Source organism: Microbacterium pasadenense, from assembly GCF_047246565.1.
Lineage (GTDB): Bacteria > Actinomycetota > Actinomycetes > Actinomycetales > Microbacteriaceae > Microbacterium.
In genome coordinates this window covers 346,688-373,164 of record NZ_JBFOKN010000001.1, presented here as the reverse complement: position 1 = coordinate 373,164, position 26,477 = coordinate 346,688, and the positions used below count along the sequence as shown (strand labels likewise).

The window sequence follows — 26,477 nt, the reverse complement described above, 5'->3', positions numbered from 1 at the left end:
CGCCCGTAGGCTGGGAGCATGACGACACGCTCCCCCTGGTCCTGCATCCTCTGGGACGTGGACGGCACGATCGTCGACGCGTCCGAGGGCATCCTCAGCCGCTTGACGCGATGCCTGGCCCATTACGGGCTGCCCGCGCCGACGCGCGACCAGCTGGTGCACTGGATCGGACCGCCGATGTTCGAGTCGTTCCAGAAGAACGTCGGCATGACGCCGGAACAGGCGACCGAAGCGGTCGCGCACTATCGCGGCATCGGCAAGGCGGACGGCTACACGACCGGTGCGCGGCTCTACCCGGGGATCGGGGAGCTCATCGCGGACATCGCTGCAGCCGGCATCCCGCAGGCGACGGCCAGCTCGAAGCCGGAGATCCAGGTCGTGGCGCTCATGGAGCACTTCGGCCTCGCGGACTCGATGCAGGCGATGGCCGGCGCGACGCCGGACGAGAAGACCTTGGCCTCCAAGTCGGACATCGTCGCCGAATCGCTCCGGCGCCTCGCGGCGGCCGGCGCTGACACCAGTCGACCGATTCTCATCGGCGACCGTCACCACGATGTGGAGGGCGGCGCCGCGAACGGCGTGCCTGTCGTCTTCGTGCGGTGGGGCTTCAGTTGGCCCCACGAGTCAGAGGGGGCGCAGGCGGCAGTCGACACGATGGCCGACCTCCGCCGCCTGCTCCTGGTGTCAGACGAGGTCTGACAGCAGGCCTCAAATGGGGCGGATGTTCTCCGCCTGCAGGCCCTTGGGGCCCTGTGCGATGTCGAACTCGACGCGCTGGTTCTCTTCCAGCGAGCGGTAGCCCGAGGACTCGATGGCGGAGTAGTGGGCGAAGACGTCGGCGCCGCCTTCATCAGGTGCGATGAAGCCGAAGCCCTTCTCCGAGTTGAACCACTTGACGGTACCGCTGACGCTCATGAACTGCCTTACTACTTGATGGTGTCGGCGAACTGTTGTGCCGATCGTTCCCCAACCTAGCGGCCCTGGCCTGGGAAGTCTCCCCCCAATTAAGAAGGAGACACAAAACGTTGCGCGGTTGTCACCGAAACGGCGTCGTCGCCGGATGATCGTCCGGCCCGCGAGAGGGCAACGGCGGCGTCCGCGTCGCATCGGATCCGTCGTCCGAACATGCGATCGCGCTACGATTTCGCCGCACGGGGATCGCGTTCAGCCGATGCGCGCCTCAGGCCGTTGCTCGTCGAGGGGACCGACCCGGTCCCCTGACGTCGCGGCCGACCCGGTTCAGAACTGAGAGGGCGACATGTCCGCTTCGCCGTACCACCCGGAGCTGCGCCTCGTGCGGTTCCTCCCGAGCGTTCCGACCGGACGTCGCGCCGTGAGCCTGATGCGTCGCCGGAAGGCTCGCGGAGCAGATCCCGGACCGGATGTCACCGTCGAGGGGATCGTCCTCTCGCCGACGGTCTCGATCCGCTTGTTCCGGCCGTCGGGCGCCGCCGAGCCGATACCCGCGCTGCTCTGGATCCACGGCGGCGGTCACCTGTTCGGGTCACCCGAGCAGGACGACCGGCCCAACATCGCCTTCGTCCGGGAGCTCGGCATTGCGGTTGCCGCCGTGCGATACCGGCTCGGCTCGGACGCGCCGGCACCGGCATCCGTGGAGGACTGCTACGCCGCGTTTCAGGCTCTCGCACGACGCGCTGCCGACTGGGGGATCGACGCGGATCGGCTCGCGATCGGCGGCGCGAGTGCCGGCGGAGGCATCGCGGCGGGAGTGGCGCTCTACGCGCACGACCACGGCGACGTGCGGCCCCTCTTCCAGCTGCTGGTGTATCCCATGCTCGATGACCGCACGGTTCTCAAGCCCGACGTCGCGTCCAAGCATCACCGCGGCTGGAACGCGAAGAACAACCGGCACGGCTGGACGACCTACACCGGAGGCGAACCCGGGCGCCCGGGCGTCTCGCCGTACGTCGCACCTGCGCGCCGCGAAGATCTCACCGGGCTCCCGCCCGCGTGGATCGGCGTCGGCACGATCGACCTCTTCCACGACGAGGACGTCGAGTACGCTCGCCGCCTGAACGAGGCCGGAGTGCCGTGCGAGCTGGTCACCGTGCCCGGCGCGACACACGGCTTCGACCAGATGTTCGCGAGGACCGACGTGGTGCGAGATTTCTGGCAGCGTCAGGCTGACGCCCTGCGCGCCGCCGGCATCACCGCGGACCGGTAGGGGCGCGCACCGTCAGAAGAGGCGCGGGCTCGGTCGCGGGAGATGTCGGTGTGCGGAAGGATGCGGTCATGAGCACCCACGCTCCCGACCAGACCGACGCGGTCCCGTTCGCGTGGCGGGATGTGGCCGCGCACACGTGGGCGATGTGGTCGTGCGCGAGCCTTCTCACCCTCGTCGCCGCCCTGGCCGTCTTCGTGATCCCCGACCCGGCGGGCACCCTTCGGACATCTCGCCTCGACGGCGTCGGGTTCGCGATCATGGTCGCCGCACCCACGGCGTTGTTCCTCGTCGGGGCGATGTGGGTCCTCGCGCCCATGACGTGGGCGATCGGTCGGGCGCTGCGGAACGTCCCGAACCCGCTCGTGCACATCGCCGTCTTCGCCGGCGTCGGCGCGGCCCTGTCCCTGGCCACCCTATTCGTGTGGCCCTACCCCCTCGCCGGAGTCGCCGCCGCTCTCGGATCCGCGGTCTCCGCAGGGTTCGGTCGGTGGTGGGCGTTCCGTGCGCGCGGCCGGCGGGCCGCGGTCGGCGCGGATGCCACCCCAGCGCCTGTGTGATCACTCAAACGTCAGAAGTCGACGAGACGACCCGAGAACGAGGAATCCGGCCGGAGCAACCGCTCCGGCCGGATTCTTCTCCGCATTCCCACACGCATCGAGTCTGTACTTCACACAGACCCGGTCTGTGGGTGTGTTTGGATTTCTGTGAGACCAGTCGACGCACGGGATCGCAATGGGCACCTTCTTGGGCTTTCCGCGGTTAGCCGGAGAAACTTCCAAGCTCCAGGTCAGGGTGCGTTTTCCGAGTCGCAGGTAATCGGCCCTCGTTCGACTCCGGACACGGCGGTCGTTCGGCGTCGCGGGAGTGTTCTCGCCGCCTGCGAAGTCGGCATTCTCAGGTCGGTGCGCCCACCGAACTGCCCACCTCTCCCGAGCTCGATGTAGGCGGTTGGACCCCAGCTCAGCCTCCTAGCGTGCGGGTGATCAAGAGCGACAACGCCCCGCGGCCGTGCGCCGCGTCTTGCTGAAGCGAACCCAGCTGATCCATGAAGGGCCGGCATCCGTGTCGTAGCCGGTCTTCAACTGGACGTACAGGACCCGGTCGTTCATGAGTTCGAGCTATCCCGCCGGCAACTGCGCCGCGAGATCGATGAAACCCGCGCCCTGAGGGTTGTCGCCCTGGACGGGATAAACAGCGAGGCGGAATGGGCGGCCTGCAACCCGCGACGATGAGCGCACGGTGGCCGTCCGGCACGCCATGCCGGACGGCGCTCTGGTCAAGACGGTGGAATCGAGGTCCGCAGCCAGCCAGGATCGCAAGTCGCCACTCAAAGACTTGCGCTTCGACAGCGCTATCCCCGATCGCTACCGCTATCACGCTGATCCGCGAGAGTCTTGGCGAACTGGGCCCTCAGTTGAGCGTGCATGAACACGGAGCGCGTCAGCACGACGATCTCGAGGCACGATCCGACGAAGAACAGGCAAAGAATTCCGAAGAGCCAGGCTTCAAGAGTTGGCGGGAGTCGCGTCGCGGTCGCGACGTATAGGACGGAACCGATGACAGTAGCGACTTGCACGCCCACGGCCAGCATGAAGGGCCGCAGGAAAGCGAGGATTCCGGAGCCCGCCGTGCTCAGGAGCCGCAAGTAAGCGTCCGAAAGCAGGGAAGTGACAAGCGCCACTCCGGCGAATACAACCCCCACCAGCGCTGCCACCACGCTCACAAAGAGGCCTGCGGCCGCGAGGCGATCCTCAAGCGACCCGTAGGAGACCAAGAACCAAGCGAGGCTCGCGGCAAGAACGGCACTCAAGCCGAACTCGACAGTGAGGACGTCCCTCAGCCGGAGGTGGCCAACCGCGTGCCAGAAGCCAACCTCAGTCCGAAGTTGGGCCATGGTTCATCTTCGCAATCTGCTTGGTTCCGCGGCGTTCGACCGCGCGAAGCACCGTCTCGGCCGCATCATCCCACGTGCCACCGACGTCTTCGACCGATGCGCGCAGCACCTGCCGCCGCTGGTCGTAACGGACGACTTTGCCGCGCTTGCGTCCCTTGGCCCAAACGTGGCCAAACGCGAACTGCAGGGCCGCGGTGAGAAAGCCCTGCGTCTGCTCGTCGGACTCAATCGCCTTCTTATTGAGGCCCGCGGACTTATCGCTTGCGCGAAGTTCTTGACGAATCTGATCTGCGTGGAGCGCCTCGAGCCGGTCAAACAACTCCTGAAAGGACTCCTCGGCGTCGGGATTCGGGCGCTTGAAGACGGTCCTCAAGACGTGGAGCTCGTCTACCTTCTTGAGCCAGCCGTAGAACTCACTGACATCACCCAGCGGCTCTACGCTCCATTCGGTTGTCGGCAGTGCCTGCGACATCTCGCCTTCATTCAGGATGTGCGTCAGGACCTTGGCGAGCACCGGTTCGGTTGTGAAAGAGGGATGTTTCAGAATTCCGAGGACGCGGCTACGCGCGTGGAACGCGACCGGAGACACGCCGGAATCCGTCTGCGGCACAACCTGATCAACCCACCCTTGGTGCTGGGCATCCCAGGACTGCGCGAGCGCCTCCCTCGTACGAGCCCAGCCGAGGCGACCGGAGAAGGAGCGGGGCTCGTCCTGAAAGCTGAGATCTCCCAGGCGCCAGGTGCGGTGGAATCGCGTTCCGCTACTTGCAGAAGCGGGCGTGGCAAGGACTCGACGCAGATGGTCTAGGACGTCGTCCTCGGCAGTGAACAGAAGGGCGTTTTCTCCCCGATCGGTCTCCGATTGATCCTATAAAACAGGATCTCCTGGCCCGGCTTGGAGAACCAGTGTTCTCCGTGCTGGTCTCGACTTGCAAGCACGTCCCCCGACATCGCTTTCCCCTCGTCAGCGTAAGACCGAGGCTATCGACGAGGTCGGGTAGGTGGCGCAATGAGAGTAGGCGAGCCGCGGTGGAAAGACCGGAGCTGTCGGACACCGCGAGAAACGCGTGCCTCAGCGGAGCGAATTCGCTTCCTCGACCTCACCGTTCGTCATGCCCCCCTCTGAATGTGGAGGCTCAGCATAGCGATGACCACCGACTCGATATGTCAGCGCCCACCCTCTTCGGAACCAGATCGGACGCAGGTCACGCTCAACGCCGGATACGAGCTCAGCCAGCTCCTTTGGGACACCTCACCTGATCGAAAGCTAGGCGGCATCGTTTGAGTAGTACCTGGACCCGTCTAGTTTCCCCCACTTTCCTCCGTCGAAGGCCAAGGGCGCAGCGGCCGAGCCGATCGTGTCCGGAGTGTCACTAACAGACGTGATGTCACAGGCATGCCACCCCCGCAAACAAGCGCAGCGCAGCGGACCGTCCTGTGAGTCAAGGAGGGCGCCCGGAGGCCGTGGCCGCTGTGTCGTCCAACCCGAGCCCGCCCGCTCGGGCATGATGGACAGCACCATGACAGTTCAAGATGGATCGGCGACACGTCACTACTGACGCCGTTCACCAGGACGGAGGTAGACGTGGCCGCTGAAGAGGTCTCAGTCAACTTGGGTGTTACGACGCCTCGGCGCTTGCTGGTGGATTGGGCAAACGGGCAGGACGCATGGGTGCGTCAGATCACCGCGGAGACAATTCTCTCTCGCCAGGCCCCGAGCGATGCCTTGCTGGACGCCGCGTACGGCACATTTCTCGCTGAGAAGGGGCTCGGCGATGGTGAAACCCCGGAGATCCCGAAGCTTGAACTCGTTGCTGCGGATGCTGCGGAAGAGGAGACTCTTGAGCTCGTCAGCTTGACGGGAATACAAGGCGTCAACGCACTCGCTGCAGACCAAGAACTTGAGTTCGACCCGAGCCTGACCGTGCTCTTTGGGCAGAACGGATCGGGGAAGACTGGATACGCGCGAATACTGAAGCGCATCTCGGCTGTTCGGACCGCGGAAGACATCCTGCCAAACGCGCACACCGCCTATCTCGCCACCCCGCCGTCACCCAGAGCCACCATCCAGTACCGACTGTCTGACACGGACTCCTCGGTGGTATGGAACAACGAATCCGGCCTTGCACCATTCACCCGCATCAGCGTCTTCGATGCGAGCGCAGTCTCGCTACACGTTGACAGCGATCTGGCTACGTCTATACGCCAGCCGAGCTCGCACTGTTCGGCCACGTCGCTACCGGGCTGCAAGGTGTTCAGCAGCGGATCGCAGCGGAGGCCAAGGCCCTGGCGCCGGGAAGCAACCCGCTGCTGCCCAGGTTCAAGCGAGGCACGAAGGTGTATCCGGTGATCGAGACCTTGGGGGCCACCACAGACCTCGCAGAGCTTGACGCGCTGGCAACCTTGCCCGACGGCGCCGAGACCGACCGCGAGCGCCTTGAAGGCGAGATCGGGGCATTGCGTTCCAATTCACTCGACGCGATTATCTCCGCTACACAGGAGACGGTGCGCCACCTCAATCGCCTACACGGCGTCCTTGCGACGGCGATGAACTTCGATGCCGTCGTCTACGAGACGGCCCGGATGAAACTGCAAGAAGCAAAAGGTCGAAGGGCCGAAGCGCGAGAACAACTCTTCAGCCAGGATGAGCTGCCGGGACCCGCAGACGGGGAATGGCAGGAGTTCATCGTTGCGGGCGACTCCTACCGCCAACACCTTGACCGCGAGCACTATCCAACTGTCGGGGACAAGTGTCTCTACTGCATGCAGGAGCTCAACCCGACGGCCTTGAATCTGTTGAACCGCTATCGCACGTTCCTCGATGAAACGCTTATCCGTCAGGTCGAGGATGCAGACGCCGAGGTGCGCAACTCCAGCCTCAGGTTCGACGAAGCCGAGCTAACCCGCGCGAACGAATTTGCCACAGAGCTGCGGGATGGTGGAGACGCACCGGCATGGGCGAGTCAAGCATGTGATGTGCTCGCGGCGGCCAGGGCCGCCGCTCAGGACACTGCGAATGGGGAGCCCCTGTCCGCCAGCGCCTTCCGAGAGAGCGCAGAGACAGTGAGCTCGAAAGTCGGAGCCGAACTGGCGACTGCACGAGCAGCGGTACAGCAGATTGCGGACGACAAGGCAAACGCGGCAACCGCGTTCACCGGTAAGCAGAAGGAGCTTTCGGAACTCGCTGCGCGCATTGAGCTAAACCGGAACATCTCCGCCGCCCGCGAGTACGTGCGACGCGCTCGACGAGCGCAACAACTTGACAAGCTCTCACGCGTCATTTCGAGCGGCGCGGCGAAGCAACTCACGGTCCAGTCCAAGCTCGCCAGCGAAGACCTCGTAAACAAGAACTTCGAGACGCTGTTCGCCGAGGAGTGCTCTCGCCTCCGAGCACCTCAAGTTGCACTTCGATTTCAGGGGCGCAGCGGACAGGCGCAACGCAAGAAGGCAGTCGCCTCCTACAGGCCCTCCGCGGTGCTCTCGGAAGGTGAGCAGAAGGTGTTGGCACTCGCCGACTTTCTTGCCGAGAGTCGGATGCGAGGGACCAAAGCGCCTCTCATCTTCGATGACCCGGTGACAAGTCTTGACTACCGCCGACTGGATGACGTTGCTGCGCGCATCCAGAATCTCGCCGAGACACATCAGGTTGTTGTCTTGACCCACAACATCATGTTCGCGTCGGCGCTGATGGCGACCAGGCAGAACAAAAAGCTAAGGACGAAGGTCTACGAGGTACGCGACGGCGGAGAGGCCAAGGGAATCCTGGCCGCGGACGTCGAGCCGAGGCTCGATACGCCAGCGGATCTAGCCAAGCGAATCAACGTCAAACTTCAGGACATGACGAGTGCTGAGCCGGTACTTCAGGATGCACTCATCAAAGAGACCTACGACCTCATCCGCGCCTGGTGCGAGGCATTCGTTGAGCAGGACCTCCTGCAGAACGTCACGCAGCGATATCGCAAGAACATCATGATGACCCGTCTATCGAAGATTGATAGCGCTCGGCTCGATGCTGCCATCGCAGTAATTGAACCGCTCTTCGATCGTGCTTGCGAGCGGATGACCGGGCACTCTCACGCTGCCGAGTACATGAGCACGAAGCCAACGGCGAGCGAAGTGCAAGAGGACTGGGAGACGGCGAAGGCAGCGCGCGCGGCGTATATCGCAATCTGAGCAGCCGGTAGCCGTACAGGCGACGGGCAGTCAGCCGTTAGGCACTTATGCTCAACGGCTCCGTGGTCATCTAGAGCCGCCCTGGATCGCGGGCTGTCGCAGAGGCCATCGACGATGGTGCCAGCACGCAGCCAACTGCACACGTGGGGCCACTTACGCGCACCGCCCGCAAGGCGATCCTGGCGTGCGCGGACGCCCGCTCAACGAGCATTGCCCGGATGGGGATCTACTTCGAGCCGCCCGACGAGGAAGCGGTGATGACCGGAGCGGATGTTCACGCGGTGGCCGATGATCTGAACATGGCCGCCACGCTGTGCGATTTCCTCCAACAGAAGACCGCAGACCATCTGCTCAGCCTCGACCGCAACTGAGCCGTCGATTTCCCCATTCCGGCACGAGGGCGAGGCGCAGTCCGCCCGGGGGGTCGCCGACTTGATTTGCCGGAGATGCCCCCGCGACGGTGCGACCGTCGCGGGGGCATCCGGTCATGAGATCAAGCCCACGTCCGTCGCCGCATCCAGATGACAACGGCCAGGCCCAGCGCGATCGTTAGAATCCCGAACAGGGCAATACGCGCCAGTTGGTCGCCGTGCGCTCCGGTCACGGCGAGCGAGCCCACTGCGAGCCGCACACTGTCCTCATCGCTCACCTCGTGAGCCGTCCCGGCGGTGCCAGTCACCTTGGCGGTGTTGAGGACGTTGCCCGTCGCGCGGTCCTTCGCGGTCACCTCGTAGGCGGCTGTGGCGATCACCGACTCTCCGGGAGCAAGGACGCCCGCCTCGCCTGGCCACTCGTCGTACACGACGTCAGACAGGCCGTTGAGCTCGTCCTCGATCGTCACATCACGCAGCGTCACGCTGCCGGTGTTGCTGACCGTGAATCCGTAGCGGATCCGATCGCCGTCGAGTTCGCCCGTCTTCTCCAACGAGATTCCCGGCGACTGCGGCAGCGGCTGCACGAACTCGTCCGCGTCGACGACGAGCTCACCCGTCGGCGGCGTCCCCACGACGCCGGCGGTGTTCTCGACTTCGCCGGCATCGTGATCCGCCTGCGTCAGCGTGTACGACGCGGTCGCGTTCACCGACTCGCCGGGAGCGAGCACGCCCTCGGCGCCCGGCCACGTGCCGTAGACCAGCTCCGTCAGGCCCTTGAGCTCGTCGGTGATCACTACGCCGGTGAGGGTGACGTTGCCGACGTTGGTGGCGGTGAGGTTGTAGCCGATGACATCGGCGTCGAGCAGGCCCGTCTTCACCAGCGAGATCCCCGGCGCCTGCGGCACCGGCTGGGTGAACTCATCCTCATCGGTGACGGGGTCGCCTGTGGGCGGGGTGCCGGTCACCGTAGCCGTGTTGTCGACCTGACCCGTGTCGCGATCCTTCTGCGTGAGCGTGTATGACGCGGTAGCGGTGATCGACTGGCCAGGAGCAAGTATGCCCTCAGCGGCCGGCCACTCGCCGTAGGCCACATCCGACAACCCGTCCAGTTCGTCGGCGATGGTTACCCCGGCAAGGGTGACATCGCCGTTGTTGGTAGCGGTGAATGTGTATGAGATGACGTCGCCGTCCAGCGCGCCGGTCTTCACCAGCGCAATACCGGGGCGCGGCGGGAGCGGCTGAGTGTAGTCGTCCTCATCGCGCACGGGATCTCCCTCGGGCGGGGTGCCCACCACGGTCGCGATGTTCTCGACCTCGCCCGCATCGCGGTCGGCTTGCGTCAGCGCGTAGGTCGCCGTCGCCGTGACCGACTGACCTGGGGCGAGGATGCCGGCAGCTCCCGGCCACTGGCCGTACTGCACGTCCGATAAACCCTCGAGGTCGTCGGCGATCGAGACCTCCCTGAGGGTCACGTTTCCCGTGTTGGTCGCAGTGAGGCTGTAGGTCATCTCGCCACCGTCGAGCACGCCAACCTTCACCAGCGAGATCCCCGGCGCCTGCGGGACCGGCACGTCGTATTCGTCCTCGTCGGTGACCGGGTCGCCGGTCGGCGGGGTCCCGGTGACGGCGGCGATGTTCTCGACGATGCCGGCGTCTCGGTCGCCCTGGGTGAGGGTGTAGGTCGCCGTGGCCGTGACGGACTGCCCGGGTGCGAGCACCCCTGCCGAACCCGGCCATTCGCCATAGACGATCTCCGACAGGCCGTCGAGCTCGTCCGTGATCGACACGTCCGTCAGCGTCACATCACCGATGTTCGTGGCGGTCATCGTGTACGACACCAGGTCGCCATCCAGTGCACCCGTCTTCACCAGCGAGATGCCGGGAGTCTGCGGAACCGGCAGCTCGAACACGTCCGTGTCCGTGACCGGGTCACCCGTCGAGGGCGTACCGGTGGTGCTCGCGGTGTTGTCCACCTCACCCGTGTCGCGGTCCGCCTGGGTGAGCGTGTAGGTCGCCATTGCAGTCACCGTCTGTCCGGGGGCGAGCACTTGTGCCTCAGCCGGCCAGTCACCGAAGACGATGCCGGACAAGCCCGCCATCTCGTCGGTGATGGACACCTCGCGGAGCGTCACGTTTCCGGCATTGGTCACTGTGAAGGTGTACCTGGCGACATCGCCCTCGAGGACTGCGATCTTGTGAAGCAGGATGCCAGCGGCCTGCGGGACCGGCACGTCGTATTCGTCCTCGTCGGTGACCGGGTCGCCGGTCGGCGGGGTCCCGGTGACGGCGGCGATGTTCTCGACGATGCCGGCGTCTCGGTCGCCCTGGGTGAGGGTGTAGGTCGCCGTGGCCGTGACGGACTGCCCGGGTGCGAGCACCCCTGCCGAACCCGGCCATTCGCCATAGACGATCTCCGACAGGCCGTCGAGCTCGTCCGTGATCGACACGTCCGTCAGCGTCACATCACCGATGTTCGTGGCGGTCATCGTGTACGACACCAGGTCGCCATCCAGTGCACCCGTCTTCACCAGCGAGATGCCGGCGTTCGGCGGAACCGGGAGATCGAATTCATCCTCGTCGCTGACGGGGTCGCCGCTCGGCGGGGTGCCAACGACCGCGGCCGTGTTCTCCACAACGCCCGCGTCGCGATCCGACTGGGTCAGCGTATAGCTGGCCGTCGCCGTCACGGACTGTCCGGGGGTCAGGACGCCTGCAGCGGCTGGCCATTCACCGAAGGTGATGTCAGACAGGCCGTCGAGCTCGTCCGTGATCGACACGTCCGTCAGGGTGACGTTGCCCGTGTTGGTCACGGTGAACCCATAGCCGATCTGCTCCCCGTCGAGCGAGCCGACCTTGACCAGCGAGATCGCCGGGAGCAGCTCGGGAAGCGTGACCAGGGCGGGGGCCTCGTCGGAGACCGCATTCCCGGCGGGCGGCGTTCCGGTGGCGGTCGCGAGATTCTCGACCCGACCGGCCGCGACGTCAGCCTCGGTGATCGCGTAGGTCGCCGTGGCCGTCACGGACTGTCCGCTGGTGAGCACTCCGGGAGCGCCGGGCCACGCGCCGAATCGGAGCGGCGACAGGCCGGGCTTGAGGTCCTCGAGCGTAACGTCGGTGAGCGTGACGCCTCCGTCGTTGGTGATCTTGAACGCGTAGTCGACGGTGTCGCCGTCGATCCCGAGTCCGCCATCGCCGATGGCGCCCGTCTTCTCCAGCGCGATCGAGGCGCAATTCTGGTTGACGATGTCGATCAATGTCCGCTGGAGCGCCGAGAAGTCGGCGATGTGGTAGTCGGTTCCTTCCACCGGACCGGAGACCTGGCGGATGTGCTCGCGGAACTCGGCGAGCGCCTGACCCGACAGATTGTCGCTCACACCGATCGGAACGATGCGAGTCCCGGTCGCCTTCAGAGCGTTCGCGCTGCGCACGGCGGCGTCGATGACGGGGCCGTCGGTGCTGTTGCCGGGCCCACGGACCGGGCTGCCGTACTGCGTGGGATTGCCGTCCGTGAGGAAGATGAGCGCGTCGTAGTCTTCGGACGATCCGGCGACCGCCGCGAAGCCGCGGTCCCAGTTCGTGCCGCCCTGTGCGCTCGCCGGGCGCTGGATCCCGTTGATGTACGAGCTGATGCTCGAGACTCCAGCGGCGTCGGCAAGGGAGGTCAGCGGCAGCGGCCTGTTGGCCGTGGCGGCCGTGGCGGGCGCGTTCGAGGCGAAATTGTGCACGGCGAGGCGAACCGGGTAGCCCTCGAGCGACTGCGTCAGCCCGGCCAGCTCGGAGCGGGTCTGAGCGAGCTGTGGGGCCGTGACGGAGTTCGACAGATCGATGCTGATCGCGAAGTTCATCTCGCACTGCTCGCCCAGCGCCGGGTTCGGCGTCGGCGGCACAGCCGACTCGACGGCATGTGCGGTCGAGGCGCCGCTGATGGCGAGGACAGAGGCGAGGGCGGCAGCGATCATGCCCTTCGCGGCATTGCGCGCACGACCGTGGCGCGGGGGTGAATCTGGGCGTAAATGTCTCACGGATCTCCTCAGGGAAGGGGCACAGCGCTCGGGCAGCTGCTGTGCGGGCGGGACGGATGCCTGCCGCGCTCGATCCTGGCCGCCGTCCGAAGAGCGGCTCCGTGCTTCCCGGGAAAATCACCTCAGATTTCACCCCGCCGCCCGACCGCATTTCATGCAATCGTTCAGCCGGTGTCAGGATGCTCGAATGCACAACCGACTCCTCTGGTCGCTGCTGCTCACGGCCCTGGCGCTGAACGCCGTCTATGGAGCTGTGGCCGGCGTGCTCGTCCCTGCCCAGATCGCGAGGGCCGACGCCGCTAATAAAGATGTGATCCTCGGCATCGTGCTGACCGGATCCTCGCTGCTCACGCTCGTCGTGCACCCGGTGGCGGGCGCCGCATCGGACCGCACGCGCACCCGCTGGGGGCGGCGCGCCCCGTGGATTGTCGGTGGCGCGATCACGAGCGCCGCCGCCATGGTCACCCTCGGCTCCGCGGAGGCGGTGTGGGCCGTCGCGCTCGGCTGGCTGGTGCTGCAGCCCCTGCTCAACGTCCTGGAGGCGCCGCTTGATGCGGTTCTGGCCGACAGGGTCGAGCTCGGTCAGCGTCCGCGCGCGGCGGCATTCTTCGGGATGGGCGCCGCGGGCGGAGTGGCTGTCGGTGCCGCCGTGGCGGGCCTCGGGGTGTCCGAGCCTGACATCATCTATACAGCCCTGGCAGTCGCGTTGCTCGTGGCCTCGCTGGTATTCGTGGTGGCCAATCCCGATCGTTCGGAGGCATCATGGGCCGGGCGCATGCCGGCACGGCGGGCGTGGGCGGCGCCGGATCTGCGGCGCGTCTTCGTGGCGCGGTTCGCGCTCGTGCTCGGGCATCAGCTGGTGATGGGATACCTCCTCTATATCGTCATGGACTTCACGGGTGAGTCTGTGGACGCTGCTGGCAGGACGGTCACCCTGATCATCGCCGTGCACATCGTCAGTCTGGTCGGCGGCTCGGTAGCGGGAGCGCTCTGGATCCATCGCCGGGTGCCGTGGGTCGTCACGGCGAGCGCTGTGCTGGCGGTGGCCCTGTTGATCCCCCTCGCCGCGCCGAACGTGGCCGGGCTTCTGGCGTTCGCGGTGGTCGGCGGTGCAGCGCGGGGCGTGTACCTCGCGGCGGACCTCGCGTTGATGATCGATGTGCTGCCATCGCACGGCGATTCCGGACGTGACCTCGGGATGCTGGGGCTGGCCACCATCATTCCGCAGGCGCTGGCACCAGCTGTGGCTGGCCTCGTGCTCGTTCTCAGCTCGGGTTGCTACCTGGTCTTGTTCCCCCTCGCAGCATTCGCCGCGCTGACGTCGACGGCGGTTATCGCGCGAGTAGGCTCGCCGGTCAGAAGGCCGTAGGCGAGCGCCGCAGCGACCGCTTCCTCGCGAGAGGACGCGCTCAGCTTGCGATAAAGCGAGCGCCGCTGCGTCTTGACGGTGTTCGCGGAGACGTGCAGGCGCGAGGCGATGTCTTCCACGCTTGCGGTGTCCACAAGCTCGCGTAGCACGACGCGCTCTCGCACCGTCAGGTGCGGAGGCTCCGCCCCGATCTCGATCGCTGCGGGCACGTCGTCGACTTCGCCGAGGAACAGACCACGCTCCTCGGGCGGGAGAATCATGAGTGGGGTGCGCAGACCATAGGTGCGGGCAAGTACGCCCGCCCGCTGCGCCGCTGATCGAGCATCGGCGTCGCGGCCGAGGCGTTGCAGAAGAATCGCCTCAAGCACGGCACTTTCAGTCCGCTGCCGCGGCCCTTGCGCATCCAAGCCGTGAAGGAGCTTCAGGGCCCGCTCCTCCCGCCGGTCAAAGATCGCCACACGTGCCGCCGCGAGTACGACATCGGGCGAGTCTGACGGGCGTGCTACGAGGCGGCGGGCCGAAACGAGGTCCCCCGCAGCAAGCGCCAGGGTGCTCTCGGTCGCGTCGAGAGCACGGCCGATTCGAGTGTTGGCCCCGATCCGCCTGCCGCGTCGGGCGCGCAGCGCGCGCAGTCGCTCGCGCCCCTCGGAGGGGCGGCCCGCTACGATGTCCGCCCACGCGCGCACCGCGCCGAGCGCGGGCCAATGCTCGATCGTCTCGATGATCGGCCAGATGGTGGCGACCGCCGCTGCCGCGGCGGTCGCGTCGCCGCGTTCGATTGCAAGTCTGCCCTCGGCGATCCGTAGGAGACTGCCCTGATACTCGTTCAGAATGTCGTCGGGCCATGGCCGCGCGAGCGCACGGTCCACCCAGTCCTGCGCCGCGGGCAGGTCGCCGTAATTCGTCTGGATCAGCGCGAGCCCGCCGATCGCGAGGAGTTCGACGCTCGGTCGAACAGCCGTTGCGAGGGCCTGCTCGAACTGAGCGCCGCCCTCCGCGTCGTGCCCGCCGTACAGCAGACTGATCCCCGCGTGCACATGAAGGTCGCCCCGCAGCCCGCGAAGCTGCCGGAGATCTTGAGGGGGGAGCTCGTCGAGGATCGTCGTGGCCGTGCGGGCGGCTCGTACACCGCGGTCACCCACCCCCATCAGCCGTCGGGCCACCGACTCGACGATGCGAAGCAGGGCCCGATCGGGCGCTCCGCCCTGACTGGTTTGCACGCCGAGCAGCGCGACACCGAGCAACTCCGCCGCGCGCACGGTGTGCTCTCGGCGCGCGTTCAGGATGAGCGCCTGAGCCATAGCGATGACAGGCCAGCGACGCAGCTGCAACAGTGGGATGGGACGCAGGGCGCCCGCAATCCGCTGCCCGTCGCTCCAGAGCAACGCAAGACCATCCCTCTTTAGGACGGCGTCGACGATGTCGAGGGCGTCGGCGGCCGCGGCCTCGACGAGCGCGCCGAGCCCTGACCCTTCGTCAAACAAGGCTCGCGCCGCGTGGTGCCGAATCGACCGTTGCGCGTCGGGGGGGATCGCAGCGCCCGCGAGCGTGGCGGCGCGGACCGGCGCCGTGAGCGCGAACACCGGTCGCCCGCTGTCCATGCGCCATTCCCCGTGGCCAGCACGCTCGGCGCGCTCGATGACATCATCGCCCCCGCCGAGCTCCGCGATCAGCGTCGGCGTGAGCACTTCGGGCACGGCCAGCGGCGCGTTCCGAGGATGCAGCGGCGCTGGTGCCATGCGTGCGAGCACGGCTTGCACGGAGTCCGGGTCGACCGCGTTCGCCTCAACCACTGCGACGACAGCGGCCGGCAATCCACCGGTCGCCAGCTGCACCCCCCGGGGATCCACATGGGATCCACGCCTGGCGATGTAGGCGATGGTCTCGTCGAGCGTGAAAGAGAGGTCCCGTACCCACTCCACGTCTGCTCCGGGCGGGACGACGCGGGCGCTGCGCACGGCGAGCCGGACCACGAGATCCGGAACAGTCGCGCGGAGAGCTCGTAACCGGTCCCACGACTCGGGCTCGAGGGCGTCACCGTCGTCGATCACGAGGGTGCCGGACACGTTTTCCGGGATCCGGCCGTCGGCCACCCAGGTCAGGTCGTCTCGCCCCTCCGCGTATTGCCGCAGCAACGTGGTCGCGCCCGCCCCGACGGGGCCGACCAGCGACAGGAGCGGCGCTGGCGAATCGAGCGCCGCGCGCAACCGGGACCGATCCAGACGGACCGGTGGGCGCAGGGATGCCATGCTTTCACACTACGGGAGCGCCCGAGGTGGTGAGCTGGTTGAGTTCGGTACGACCACTCGGACCGCGTGTATGCCAGTGAGGAGCCCTGATCCGAGAGACTGCGGTCTCCGTTCTCGGTGGCACGACCCGGTCAGGCCGGTCGTTGACAAATGCCAAGCTTCGGCGATCGCATGAGCGAAGGTCAGGAAGGCCACGGGCGTTAGGGATCCCGAAGCCACGGCTTTGACGGACTTGACCTTGTCGGTGTACACGCCGACCGGCTTCGCTGAGGCAGACGGTCGATCGAGCGGAGTGGGCCGCCGATACTCTGAGCGACCTTCGAGGTCGTCCCGGTCGACCGTTCACTTTCGAATGGCGCGTGAAACCGAGCGAAACGTCTGTTGCTCGCCCAAGTCGATATGCCGACGGAGGGCGACGGCGTGATCTTGATGCCGTCCCACTCCGGCATTCTAATTTGCCAAGGTGTGGCGCCCGCAGGGCAAAGGGCGCCGCCATCTAGTGAGCACTCGATCGGACGCGGCTAGACCCTTTCTTCGCGCTACGCTCGCCTAGGGACCCCGAACCGGGCCGCGCACTTACGCGGGACGGTCGCGTGCGATCGCGGAGCGCACAGCCAAAGCCCCTGCGAGCCCCGATCCTGATCGCGCAGTCATCAGAAACGACCGCTTCTGATGAGGAGCAGTGACCCCTACGGAGCAGGTGGGTAAGCGTCGCCGAATCGTGCGAGCGCTGTCGAATACCGGTCCCCGACGAACACCTGCGTCACGTCGCCGTACCACTCACGGGTCGGGGTAGTGACCCAAACGCCAGCCGGGTTGATGAGCATCATTTCGAACTTGCGCGCGCCGAAGCCGGTGATTCTTCCAACCATGAGCGGGTCGTCACTCTCCGCTTCGAATCGAACGCCGACCATGTTTCCGAACTTGCTCGCGCTGAGTAGGACGTCCCTGGTGGTGGCGTCGGGCTCAAGCACGAAGTTCGGATCAGGACGACCAAGGATTGCCAGAGCCCGCTCGATGTACCCGTTCTCCTCCAACTCCTCGACGTCGAACACATCGAGAATCCGGACAACAGTCACGCCGTCGATGTACACGCCATCCGACAGTTATTGCAGCGCCACCCATTCACGCGACAGCCCGATCACGAACGCCCAGATTCGATCGAACTCCCGCTCCCTTCGCCGATACAAGCGGATCGGACACTGCTCTGTGAGGGCGCGCTCCAGCTCGGAGGAGATCTCTGTGTTCGTCTTGGCCACGTTTCGATGATGGCCTACGACGACACGAAGCGCTTCTCGCGAAGAGTTGCGAAGACCGGTCTGGTGACATGCTGTCACGTTCGCGCGAGGTGGGTAGTGTGCCAGTGTGATCACGACCTACCGCACTGCGTTGTCGATCAGTGGCGAGATAGAGAATCAAGCGTCGGTCGACCGCGTGAACGGGGATCCACGTGGCATCCTCGGGCGACTTGACCGCATCTGGGAGATCATTGATGACGCTCGCCGAGTCAATGAGCCGCCCCATGGGATTCCCGACGACGGGCCTTACGAGTACCCCTTGCCGGTTGATGCTCCGTTCGACGTGCCGCTCACCCGGGAGGATCTCGTCTTCGCAATCAACCGACTCGAAGAAGGGAACGAAGTGACTCGGGAGCTCCTGTCGGGTGACCTCGATCCAGTGTCGAGGGGTGAGCAGGAGGAGGGTCTCGAACTTGGGATCTCTGCAGTCGAGGAGCTGCGCCGACTTGTGAGCGATCGGTGACAATCAGCGTCGCCGGGTGACCGAATTCCGCCAGACGATGGCCTTTCACGCCGGAGAGTTCAACGAGCGCGGCTACCTCCTCGCTGACCGCCTATGCAACGGAATGAAGCCCCACCGGTTCCAGCAGCCCGTGCGTGAGCTCGGCTTCCGCCCGGTGTGGGACTACAAGGTCAAGGGCGCCGGGAAGCAGGGCGCCATTGACGACGTGATCCTCGTGGGCGGCCGTCTGTACTCCCACTACATGCCCGCTGACCTCGTGAACGCTCGAGACGACTACAAGGCCGGCCGCATCACTAAAGCCACCTACGAAGTTCGCCTCGGCAAGCGCGCCCAGTACGAACTGAAAGACAAGGGTCGCCCCGACGCGGACGGTGGCCAGCGGTTCTTCTACCCGGACCTGACCAAGGCATATGCATCGACCCCGCCACCGGGAAGAAGGTTCGGCCCCGGCAAACGAAGAAGACCTTCCTGCTCGTCCCCGACAGCAAGATGGCCACGCGGATCATCAAGAACCTCAGCGGGTTCGCGCACAAGACCCCTCAATGGCGCGAGTGGTACGGGCTGCGCGCTCATGTCGAATCCAACAACCAGTACGTGAAGGCCGACGCTGCCACCGACCTCGGCAACCCCGAGAAGCGGCGAGCGCGCGGGTACGCGTATCAAGCGCTCACCTCGGCGCTCGCATTCACGGCAGCCAACATCCGACGCATCGTCAGCTTCATCGAAACCCAGGCCCTCAAGGTCCTCGATAAGAAGACCCTGGCCACCCGAGCGCGACGCCGCACCGATGAATTCGGCAACCGCCTCGCCCACCACGAGAGGCCCTGACGCCTCACCCCACCCGAACTGAACAAGACACGAGTTGCCCCGAAAAGGGGCTACTCGTGTTGTCGTTGAAGCCCAGACCAGTGCCGCGAGACGACGTCACCGACGGAAGTCACGTGAATACGACGAAGCCGGTCGGGGTTCTCACCACCGACCGGCTGTGTCTTGCGATTTCGAACGGGTCCCGCATGCATTCCACACAGACCCGGTCTGTGCGCGAGGGGGGAGTTGAACCCCCACGCCCTTTCGGGCACTGGCACCTGAAGCCAGCGCGTCTGCCTATTCCGCCACTCGCGCGAACCCACGTCTCCGCGGGATCAACTTTCCGAGGATATCATGGCGCGAGCCCGCCGCAGAATCACCTGCCGACCGGGCCGCCCAGGCTCGCCCCGGGTCTTGCAACTAGCATGTACGAACGGTCCAGACTGCCAGAGGAGCCCCGTGGGACTACTTGACAGCTTCGAGAAGGGAATCGAACGCGCCGTGAACGGCGCGTTCGCCAAGACCTTCCGCAGCGGTGTGCAGCCTGTCGAGATCGCGTCGGCACTGCGCAGCGAACTCGACGCCAAGGCGGCGGTGGTCTCGCGCGACCGCATCCTGGTGCCCAACACCCTCGTCGTGCGCCTCGCGCCCGCCGACCACGAGCGCATGAGCGCCCTCGGCCGGACCCTTCACGACGAGCTGCGGCAGCTGGTCGAGAACCACGCCCGCTCCCAGAACTACAGCTTCGCCGGCCCCGTCTCCCTCGCGATCACCGCAGACGAGAAGCTCTCGACCGGCACCGTCCGCGTGGACTCGCGATCGGCGACGGCCGCCGAGGTGTCGTGGCAGGGCGTCGTCGAGATCGACGGCACCCAGCATCCGCTCACGAAGAGCCGCACCGTGATCGGACGCGGATCGGATGCGGACATCACCATCCCCGACGCCGGCACCAGCCGGCGGCACGTCGAGATCATCTGGGACGGCCGACGCGCTATGGTCCGCGACATGGGCTCGACCAACGGCACGCAGCTGAACGGCCAGAAGGTGTCGGAGGCGGCCCTCGAGCCGGATTCGGTCGTCACCATCGGCCGCACCCGCATCACGTTCCGCGTCGTCGCGCAGGCTCCGCGGACCCCGCCGCGTCCCGGCGACGACGACGCGACGCGGATGTTCGACCTCGGAGGCTCGGCGTGAGTGAACTGACCCTGCTCCTGCTGCAGATCGGGTTCCTGATCCTGCTCTGGTTCTTCGTGTTCGCGGTCGTCTACTCGCTGCGAGCAGACCTGTTCGGCGTGAAGGTGCGTCGGATGCCGGAGCCCGCTGCGGCCGCTCCCGGCCCGATCGCGACGGCCCCTGCAAACGCCGAGACCTCTCTGGTCACCCCGATCGCGCAGCGCCCGGCCGCCTCGCCCCGCGGCCCCGAGAAGGCGACCGTCAACACCGTCGCCCGCATCGTCATCACGAGCGGGCCGAAGGCCGGGCTCGAACTCCCGCTCGGCGACGAACCGCTCACGATCGGCCGCTCCAGTGAATCCGGGCTCGTCATCCGCGACGACTACACGTCGAGCCATCACGCCCGGCTCGTGCTGTGGGGCGAGCAGTGGATGGTGCAGGATCTCGACTCGACGAACGGCACCTGGCACGACGGCGAGCGCGTCGCAGCCCCCGTCCCGGTGATCGTCGGCGCACCCATCAAGGTGGGCGCCACGACGTTCGAGCTGCGGAAGTAACGGCCCGCACCGATGGTCTTTCAGGGCTCGAGCGCCGCCATCTCGCATACCGGGAAGGTCCGCTCCAACAACCAGGACTCCGGCTTCTCGGGCTCGAACCTGTTCGTCGTCGCCGACGGCATGGGCGGGCACGCGGGCGGCGACATCGCCTCGAGCATCGCGGTCAACCAGCTCAAGGAGCTGGACCACTCCTTCCCCACCCCGGCCGAAGCGGAGCGCGAGCTCCGCGAGACCATCGTCGACACCGCCCATGTCCTCGTCGAGACGGTCGCCAAGCGCCCCGAGCTCGCCGGCATGGGGACGACCGTGAGCGCGATCCTGATGGTCGACGACTACGCCGTCATCGCCCACATCGGCGACTCGCGCGTCTATCTGCACCGCGACGGCGTCCTCACCCAGATCACGACGGACCACACGTTCGTGCAGCGCCTCGTCGATTCGGGACGCATCACTCCCGAGGAGGCGCGCTACCACCCGCGCCGCTCCGTGCTCATGCGGGTGCTGGGCGACATGGACACCGACCCCGAGGTCGACGCGTTCATCATGCAGACGCAGCCGGGGGACCGCTGGCTGCTCTGCTCCGACGGCCTGTGCGGCGTCGTCGACGACGGGCAGACCGCCAAGACCCTCGCTCAGGACCTCGCCCCCGGCCGGACCGCGGACCTGCTGCTCAAGCACGCTCTGGATGCCGGCGCCCCCGACAACGTGACCATCGTCCTCGTCGACGTGGGCGGGCGCCACCCGATGTTCAGCGGCACCGCGACGATCGTCGGCTCCGCCTCCACCCCGCAGGGCATCGACATCCCGATGTCCCGCCCCGCGCGCACCGGCTGGTTCCAGACCGGGCGTCAGGCCGCCAACGAGCCGACGCACTTCGAGCCCGCCGCGGAATACCTCGAAGAGCTCATCGAGGAGGACCGCCGCCGCAGCCGGCGCCGCCGCGTCTGGTGGGTCGTCGGCTTCGTCGCGATCATCGGCATCCTCTTCTCCCTCGGATTCGCCGCATACGGCTGGACGCAGACGCGCTACTTCGTGGGCCCCGATGACGACAGCGTCGTGATCTACCGCGGCATCCAGCAGGACCTGGGTCCCATCTCACTGTCCACCCCCTACGAAGACACGAACATCCTCCTGGCCGAGCTCCGCGCTTACCAGCGCCTGTCGGTCGAGCAGACGATCTCGGCGCGCTCGCTCGCGGACGCCCAAGCCATCGTCGAGAACCTCCGTTCGGAGATCACGCCATGACCGCTCCCCTCGACACGGACACGTCCGTCCTGAAGGCGCTCCGCGGGATCCGCCGGCCGGCGACACAGCGCAACCGCGAACTCGGACTGCTGCTGTTCGCGGTCGGCATCACCACGGCGGCCGTGGTCCTCGTCCAGCTCGGCACGAGCGGGACGATCGACCCCACCTTCCTCTCCTACTGCGGCGGGCTCGCCGGGCTCGCCCTCGCGCTCCACATCGTGCTCCGCATCCGGGCGCGGGATGCCGACCCGTTCGTCGTCCCGATCGCGACCCTGCTCACGGGCCTCGGCATCGCGATGATCTACCGCCTCGACATCGCCGACGAGGTGACCGGGTGGTCGTCCCTCGGCCTGCGCCAGCTCGCCTGGGCGACGATCGCCGTGGTGGGTGCGATCCTGATCGTGGTCTTCCTGCGGAACTACCGCGTGCTGTTCCGCTACACCTACATCTTCGGCGTCAGCGGCATCCTGCTCCTGCTGCTGCCCTTCGTCCCGGGACTGGGACTCGAGGCGGGCGCGGACGTCTGGGTATCGATCGCCGGTGTCTTCTCGTTCCAGCCGGGCGAGCTCGCCAAGATCTGCCTCGCGATCTTCTTCGCCGGCTACCTCGTCCGCACCCGTGAGGCGCTGACGTCGGTGGGCACCCGGTTCCTCGGCATCACCTGGCCCCGCGCGCGCCAGCTCGGTCCCCTCCTCGCGATCTGGGGCGTCTCGCTGGGCATCATCGTGCTGCAGCGCGACCTCGGCACGGGTCTGCTCATCTTCGGCATGTTCGTCGCGATGCTCTACGTCGCGACCGGCAAGACGAGCTGGGTCATCATCGGCGTCGTGCTGGCCGTCTCGGGCGCCCTGGCCGCCTCGCAGGTGCTCCCGTACGTCGGCGCGCGCTTCTCGAACTGGCTCGACGCGTTCAACCCCGCCTACATCAACGGATCGAGCTACCAGCTCGTGGCGGGCATCTTCGGTCTCGCACACGGCGGACTCCTCGGCACCGGCCTCGGACTCGGCCGCCCCGACCTGACCCCCCTCGCGCACAACGACTACATCTTCCCGAGCCTCGGCGAGGAGCTCGGCCTGGTCGGCGTCTTCGCGATCCTCGCGCTCTACATGGTCTTCATCAGCCGCGGCATCCGCATCGGCATCGCCGGGCAGGACGACTTCGGCAAGCTGCTCGCGACCGGGCTGTCGTTCACCCTCGCGCTTCAGGTGTTCATCATGGTCGGGGGCGTCACCCGCCTCATTCCGCTGACCGGCCTGACCATGCCGTTCCTGGCCGCCGGCGGCTCGTCGCTGATCGCGAACTGGCTGATCATCGCTCTGCTGCTTCGCATATCGGATGCCGTGCGGTCCCGACCCCGGGTGGTGATCGGATGACCACGCAGCTCCGTCGACTGAGCATCGTCATGCTCCTCATGTTCATCAGCCTGTTCGCGGCCACGAGCTGGATCCAGGTCGCGATCGCCGGCGACCTCGCCGAGCACCCCGAGAACCGGCGCTCCCTCTACGACTCGTATGAGGTGCAGCGCGGCACGATCTTCGCCGACGGCACCGTCATCGCCTCATCGGAGCGCAGCGACGACGTCTACACCTGGAAGCGGACCTACCCCGACGCCGAGATGTGGGCGCCCATCACCGGGTTCATCAACCCGGTGCTGCGCTCGTCGACCGGACTGGAGCAGGCGATGAACGCCGCCCTGTCGGGCACCGGGAGCCAGCAGTTCCTGGCGCGCATGGAGCAGATCGTCAGCGGCCAGCCCGCGCGCGGTTCGAACGTCCTGCTGTCCCTGGACGCCGAGATCCAGAAGGTCGCGTTCGACGCCCTCGACGGACTCGAAGGCGCCGTCGTCGCGATGGAGCCCGACACCGGCCGCATCCTCGCCCTCGCGACGAGCCCCAGCTACGACACCAACGTGCTCGCGTCGCACAACAGCTCCGAAGTCAACGCCGCGTACCAGGAGCTCGTCGACGATCCGCTCGACCCGCTCTACAACCGCGCCACCGGCGGAGACATCGACCCGCCCGGGTCGACCTTCAAGCTTGTCGTCACGGCGGCGGCGCTCTCCTCGGGAGACTTCACACCCGAGTCGACGTTCGAGAACCCGGCGGAGTTCCGCCTCCCGGGGACGGACAACATCCTGCACAACTTCGACCGTGGCACCTGCGGACCGGGTGACGAGGTCACCCTCGAGACCGCTCTTCGACTGAGCTGCAACATCCCCTTCGCTCAGCTGGCTCTCGCCCTGGGCGACGACGCCATCCGCGAGCAGGCCGAGAAGTTCGGATTCAACTCGACGTTCGAGATCCCGCTCGATGTGAGCGCCTCGACGTACCCGGAGGAGCTCGACGAGCCGCAGACCGCCCTCAGCGGCATCGGTCAGAGCGACGTGCAGGCGACGCCCCTGCAGATGGCGATGGTCGCCGCCGGCATTGCGAACGACGGCATCGTCGTCAATCCGCGCATGGTGGACCAGGTCGTCGCGTCCGACCTCACCGTGCAGGAGGAGCCGGCCGATTCCGAGTTCGGGGAGGCCCTGACCGCGCAGGACGCGGAGACGATGACGCAGCTGATGATCGGCAATGTCCGAAACGGTGCCGCGACCGGTGCGAGAATAGACGGCGTCGACGTGGCCGGGAAGACCGGCACTGCGGAGCACAACCCGGGCGATCCGTACACGCTGTGGTTCACGGGCTTCGCGCCCGCCGAGGACCCGGAGGTCGTCGTCACGGTGATGGTGCAGAACGGTGGAGGGCTCGGCCAGAACGGTACGAGCAACGGGATCGCGGCCCCGATCGCGAAACGAGTGATTGAGGCGGTGCTGAGCGAATGAGACCCTCTCAGGGTGTGAGCTTCGGAGGACGGTACGAGCTGGATTCTCGTATCGCCATCGGTGGCATGGGCGAGGTCTGGGAGGCAACCGACCACGTCATCGGCCGGACGGTGGCGATCAAGATCCTCAAAGACGAGTACATGGGCGACCCGGGCTTCCTGGAGCGCTTCCGCGCCGAGGCCCGCCACGCCGCGCTCGTCAATCACGAGGGCATCGCGAGCGTCTTCGATTACGGCGAGGAGAACGGCTCCGCGTTCCTCGTCATGGAGCTCGTGCCGGGTGAGGCGCTGTCGACGATCCTCGAGCGCGAGGGCGCCCTGTCGACGGACAAGACCCTCGACATCGTCGCCCAGACCGCTTCCGCCCTGCAGGCCGCTCACGCCGCCGGGCTCGTCCACCGGGACATCAAGCCCGGCAACCTGCTGATCACGCCCGACGGCCGTGTGAAGATCACCGACTTCGGGATCGCCCGCATCGCCGACCAGGTCCCGCTGACGGCCACCGGCCAGGTCATGGGAACCGTGCAGTACCTGTCGCCCGAGCAGGCGTCGGGTCACGCGGCCTCGCCGTCGACCGACATCTACTCGCTCGGCATCGTGGCGTACGAACTGCTCGCCGGACGGCGCCCCTTCACGGGCGAGTCGCAGGTCGCCATCGCGATGGCGCAGATCAACGACACCCCGCCGCCCCTCCCCGACACGGTCGCCGAGCCCGTGCAGCGCTTCGTGCTCAGCATGATCGCGAAGAAGCCCGACGAGCGTCCCGCATCCACCTCGGCCGTCGCCCGCGCCGCCGCCGCGCTCCGTCGCGGGGACATCGCCGGTGCCACGGCCATCGTGCCCATGATCGGTGGCGCCGCGTCGTCGGACGACGAGTTCACCAAGCTCCTCACCCCCGGCGCCGACACCAGCGCTGCGACGCGGATCCTCCCCTCCACGGGCGCCGCCGCCGTCGGATCCGGCACCGCCGCGATCCCGACGGATGCCGAGCTCGACGAGCAGCCGAAGAAGAAGAAGCGCAGCCCCTGGACCTGGCCCCTCATCGCCCTCGTGGCGCTCCTGGCGATCGTCCTCGTGGGCACGCTCATCGCGCTCATCACGAACCAGAACGGCGACGCCCAGCCGGCACCGACGTCCTCCTCGTCGGCACCGACTCCGCAGGACACCCCTGACGAGAGCCCCACGCCGACGCCGGACCCGGAGCCGACCGCGGATGATCCCGGAACGCTCGGCCTGGAGGGCGAGACCTGCGACGACGCGACCGCCATCGCGGAGGACGCCGGGTTCACGAACGTCGTCTGCGAACGCGGCAATCCGGCCGCCACCGCAGATGACGAGGGGCTCGTCTACGCCGTGAATCCGACGGGGAACGTCGAGTTCGGCCGCGAGATCACCCTCACCTACTACGACGCGGCCGCGCCGCTGAACACCCCGACCGCCCCCCGCATCGAAGGCGGCAACGGCGACGGCACCGTGACCGGCGGATCGCCTGTCAATGTGATGTGGGACAGCTTCACGTGCCCTTCCGGCACCGCGGTGAAGACCTACACGATGACCCTCTCCGGCGGAGTGTTCGATTCCAACGGCGAGTCCACCGGCAACTTCGGCATCGGTGACCGCCCCGCGGCCGTCGTCCCGGACGAGAGCGGAGTGCTGTCGGTCACCTACACGGTCACCTGCGAGGGCGAAGCGGGCGAGCGCACGTCGGATCCGTCCGGCGAGGCGTCAGCCTCGATCACCCCGGCGACGGCGCCCGAATCGGAGGAGACGCCGGGCGGCGAGGGCAGCGACGGCTGACCGCGGCGGCGTTCAGGAGGCTCCCGAGAGCGCTCGGCTAGGCTT

At 66.8% G+C, this 26,477-nt stretch carries 22 protein-coding genes and 1 tRNA gene; 15 read left to right on the top strand and 8 right to left on the bottom strand.

The window, feature by feature from the left end; translation table 11 throughout:
* The first annotated feature begins 18 nt into the window (after window positions 1-18).
* Complete coding sequence (locus AB3M83_RS01810) at window positions 19-699, top strand: HAD hydrolase-like protein (RefSeq protein ID WP_412944676.1); 681 nt, start codon at window positions 19-21, stop codon at window positions 697-699.
* Between the two features lie 9 nt (window positions 700-708).
* Here the strand turns inward: AB3M83_RS01810 and AB3M83_RS01805 are convergent, their stop codons facing one another.
* Window positions 709-915 carry a cold-shock protein gene (locus AB3M83_RS01805; protein ID WP_412944675.1) on the bottom strand — a complete coding sequence of 69 codons (207 nt, stop codon included), beginning with the start codon at window positions 913-915 and terminating at the stop codon, window positions 709-711.
* Between the two features lie 343 nt (window positions 916-1,258).
* Between AB3M83_RS01805 and AB3M83_RS01800 the strand changes: the two genes are divergently transcribed.
* Both AB3M83_RS01800 and AB3M83_RS01795 read left to right on the top strand, forming a co-directional pair.
* A complete protein-coding gene (locus AB3M83_RS01800) occupies window positions 1,259-2,185 on the top strand; it encodes an alpha/beta hydrolase (RefSeq protein WP_412944674.1) in 927 nt (308 codons plus the stop codon).
* A 68-nt stretch (window positions 2,186-2,253) separates the two neighbouring features.
* On the top strand, window positions 2,254-2,742 hold the full coding sequence (locus AB3M83_RS01795) for a hypothetical protein (protein ID WP_412944673.1): 489 nt from the start codon (window positions 2,254-2,256) through the stop codon (window positions 2,740-2,742).
* A 794-nt stretch (window positions 2,743-3,536) separates the two neighbouring features.
* On the opposite strand, the gene AB3M83_RS01790 is transcribed toward AB3M83_RS01795, so the two are convergent.
* The gene (locus AB3M83_RS01790; RefSeq protein ID WP_412944672.1) at window positions 3,537-4,079 is read right to left on the bottom strand and encodes a hypothetical protein; all 543 of its coding nucleotides are present in this window, start codon (window positions 4,077-4,079) and stop codon (window positions 3,537-3,539) included.
* On the bottom strand, window positions 4,060-4,668 hold the full coding sequence (locus AB3M83_RS01785) for a DUF4747 family protein (protein ID WP_412944671.1): 609 nt from the start codon (window positions 4,666-4,668) through the stop codon (window positions 4,060-4,062). The genes AB3M83_RS01790 and AB3M83_RS01785 overlap by 20 nt, the downstream gene beginning before the upstream one ends.
* Window positions 4,669-5,664: 996 nt before the next feature.
* Between AB3M83_RS01785 and AB3M83_RS01780 the strand changes: the two genes are divergently transcribed.
* The 3 genes from AB3M83_RS01780 to AB3M83_RS01770 all read left to right on the top strand — a co-directional run bounded on the left by AB3M83_RS01780 (window position 5,665) and on the right by AB3M83_RS01770 (window position 8,623).
* Window positions 5,665-6,429, top strand: coding sequence for a hypothetical protein (locus tag AB3M83_RS01780; RefSeq protein WP_412944670.1), 765 nt, complete (start codon window positions 5,665-5,667; stop codon window positions 6,427-6,429).
* Complete coding sequence (locus tag AB3M83_RS01775; protein ID WP_412944669.1) at window positions 6,426-8,252, top strand: AAA family ATPase; 1,827 nt, start codon at window positions 6,426-6,428, stop codon at window positions 8,250-8,252. The genes AB3M83_RS01780 and AB3M83_RS01775 overlap by 4 nt, the downstream gene beginning before the upstream one ends.
* Window positions 8,253-8,470: 218 nt before the next feature.
* The gene (locus AB3M83_RS01770; RefSeq protein WP_412944668.1) at window positions 8,471-8,623 is read left to right on the top strand and encodes a hypothetical protein; all 153 of its coding nucleotides are present in this window, start codon (window positions 8,471-8,473) and stop codon (window positions 8,621-8,623) included.
* 122 nt (window positions 8,624-8,745) lie between these two features.
* Here AB3M83_RS01770 and AB3M83_RS01765 read toward each other — a convergent pair whose 3' ends face one another.
* On the bottom strand, window positions 8,746-12,585 hold the full coding sequence (locus AB3M83_RS01765) for a DUF7507 domain-containing protein (protein WP_412944667.1): 3,840 nt from the start codon (window positions 12,583-12,585) through the stop codon (window positions 8,746-8,748).
* A 250-nt stretch (window positions 12,586-12,835) separates the two neighbouring features.
* Here AB3M83_RS01765 and AB3M83_RS01760 point away from each other — a divergent pair, with 250 nt between their 5' ends.
* The gene (locus AB3M83_RS01760; RefSeq protein WP_412944665.1) at window positions 12,836-14,017 is read left to right on the top strand and encodes an MFS transporter; all 1,182 of its coding nucleotides are present in this window, start codon (window positions 12,836-12,838) and stop codon (window positions 14,015-14,017) included.
* Here AB3M83_RS01760 and AB3M83_RS01755 read toward each other — a convergent pair.
* The 3 genes from AB3M83_RS01755 to AB3M83_RS01745 all read right to left on the bottom strand — a co-directional run bounded on the left by AB3M83_RS01755 (window position 13,927) and on the right by AB3M83_RS01745 (window position 17,525).
* Window positions 13,927-16,266: a LuxR C-terminal-related transcriptional regulator gene (locus tag AB3M83_RS01755; protein WP_412944664.1), complete on the bottom strand. Its 2,340-nt coding sequence runs from the start codon at window positions 16,264-16,266 to the stop codon at window positions 13,927-13,929. The genes AB3M83_RS01760 and AB3M83_RS01755 overlap by 91 nt on opposite strands.
* Window positions 16,267-16,955: 689 nt before the next feature.
* On the bottom strand, window positions 16,956-17,360 hold the full coding sequence (locus AB3M83_RS01750; protein WP_412944662.1) for a hypothetical protein: 405 nt from the start codon (window positions 17,358-17,360) through the stop codon (window positions 16,956-16,958).
* Between the two features lie 12 nt (window positions 17,361-17,372).
* A complete protein-coding gene (locus AB3M83_RS01745) occupies window positions 17,373-17,525 on the bottom strand; it encodes a hypothetical protein (RefSeq protein ID WP_412944660.1) in 153 nt (50 codons plus the stop codon).
* Between the two features lie 106 nt (window positions 17,526-17,631).
* On the opposite strand from AB3M83_RS01745, the gene AB3M83_RS01740 reads away from it, so the two are divergent.
* Together AB3M83_RS01740 and AB3M83_RS01735 are read left to right on the top strand one after the other, a co-directional pair.
* On the top strand, window positions 17,632-18,027 hold the full coding sequence (locus AB3M83_RS01740; RefSeq protein WP_412944659.1) for a hypothetical protein: 396 nt from the start codon (window positions 17,632-17,634) through the stop codon (window positions 18,025-18,027).
* A 489-nt stretch (window positions 18,028-18,516) separates the two neighbouring features.
* Window positions 18,517-18,855: a hypothetical protein gene (locus AB3M83_RS01735; protein ID WP_412944658.1), complete on the top strand. Its 339-nt coding sequence runs from the start codon at window positions 18,517-18,519 to the stop codon at window positions 18,853-18,855.
* 210 nt (window positions 18,856-19,065) lie between these two features.
* On the opposite strand, the gene AB3M83_RS01730 is transcribed toward AB3M83_RS01735, so the two are convergent.
* A tRNA-Leu gene (locus AB3M83_RS01730) sits at window positions 19,066-19,149 on the bottom strand.
* A gap of 144 nt (window positions 19,150-19,293) precedes the next feature.
* On the opposite strand from AB3M83_RS01730, the gene AB3M83_RS01725 reads away from it, so the two are divergent.
* Genes AB3M83_RS01725 through AB3M83_RS01700 form a run of 6 tightly spaced genes read left to right on the top strand, consistent with a single transcriptional unit; the run spans window position 19,294 to window position 26,432 of the window.
* Entirely contained in the window at window positions 19,294-20,028 is a 735-nt protein-coding gene (locus AB3M83_RS01725) for an FHA domain-containing protein (RefSeq protein WP_412944657.1), read from the top strand.
* Window positions 20,025-20,564, top strand: coding sequence for an FHA domain-containing protein FhaB/FipA (locus AB3M83_RS01720; protein WP_412944656.1), 540 nt, complete (start codon window positions 20,025-20,027; stop codon window positions 20,562-20,564). Before AB3M83_RS01725 ends, AB3M83_RS01720 begins: the two co-directional genes overlap by 4 nt.
* A gap of 12 nt (window positions 20,565-20,576) precedes the next feature.
* Window positions 20,577-21,809 (top strand): PP2C family protein-serine/threonine phosphatase, encoded by a 1,233-nt coding sequence (locus AB3M83_RS01715; RefSeq protein WP_412944655.1) that lies wholly within the window; start codon window positions 20,577-20,579, stop codon window positions 21,807-21,809.
* Window positions 21,806-23,182 (top strand): FtsW/RodA/SpoVE family cell cycle protein, encoded by a 1,377-nt coding sequence (locus AB3M83_RS01710; protein WP_412944654.1) that lies wholly within the window; start codon window positions 21,806-21,808, stop codon window positions 23,180-23,182. Before AB3M83_RS01715 ends, AB3M83_RS01710 begins: the two co-directional genes overlap by 4 nt.
* On the top strand, window positions 23,179-24,636 hold the full coding sequence (locus AB3M83_RS01705) for a peptidoglycan D,D-transpeptidase FtsI family protein (RefSeq protein ID WP_412944653.1): 1,458 nt from the start codon (window positions 23,179-23,181) through the stop codon (window positions 24,634-24,636). Before AB3M83_RS01710 ends, AB3M83_RS01705 begins: the two co-directional genes overlap by 4 nt.
* Window positions 24,633-26,432, top strand: a complete 1,800-nt coding sequence (locus AB3M83_RS01700; protein WP_412944651.1) for a protein kinase domain-containing protein — start codon at window positions 24,633-24,635, stop codon at window positions 26,430-26,432. Before AB3M83_RS01705 ends, AB3M83_RS01700 begins: the two co-directional genes overlap by 4 nt.
* Window positions 26,433-26,477 lie beyond the last annotated feature (45 nt).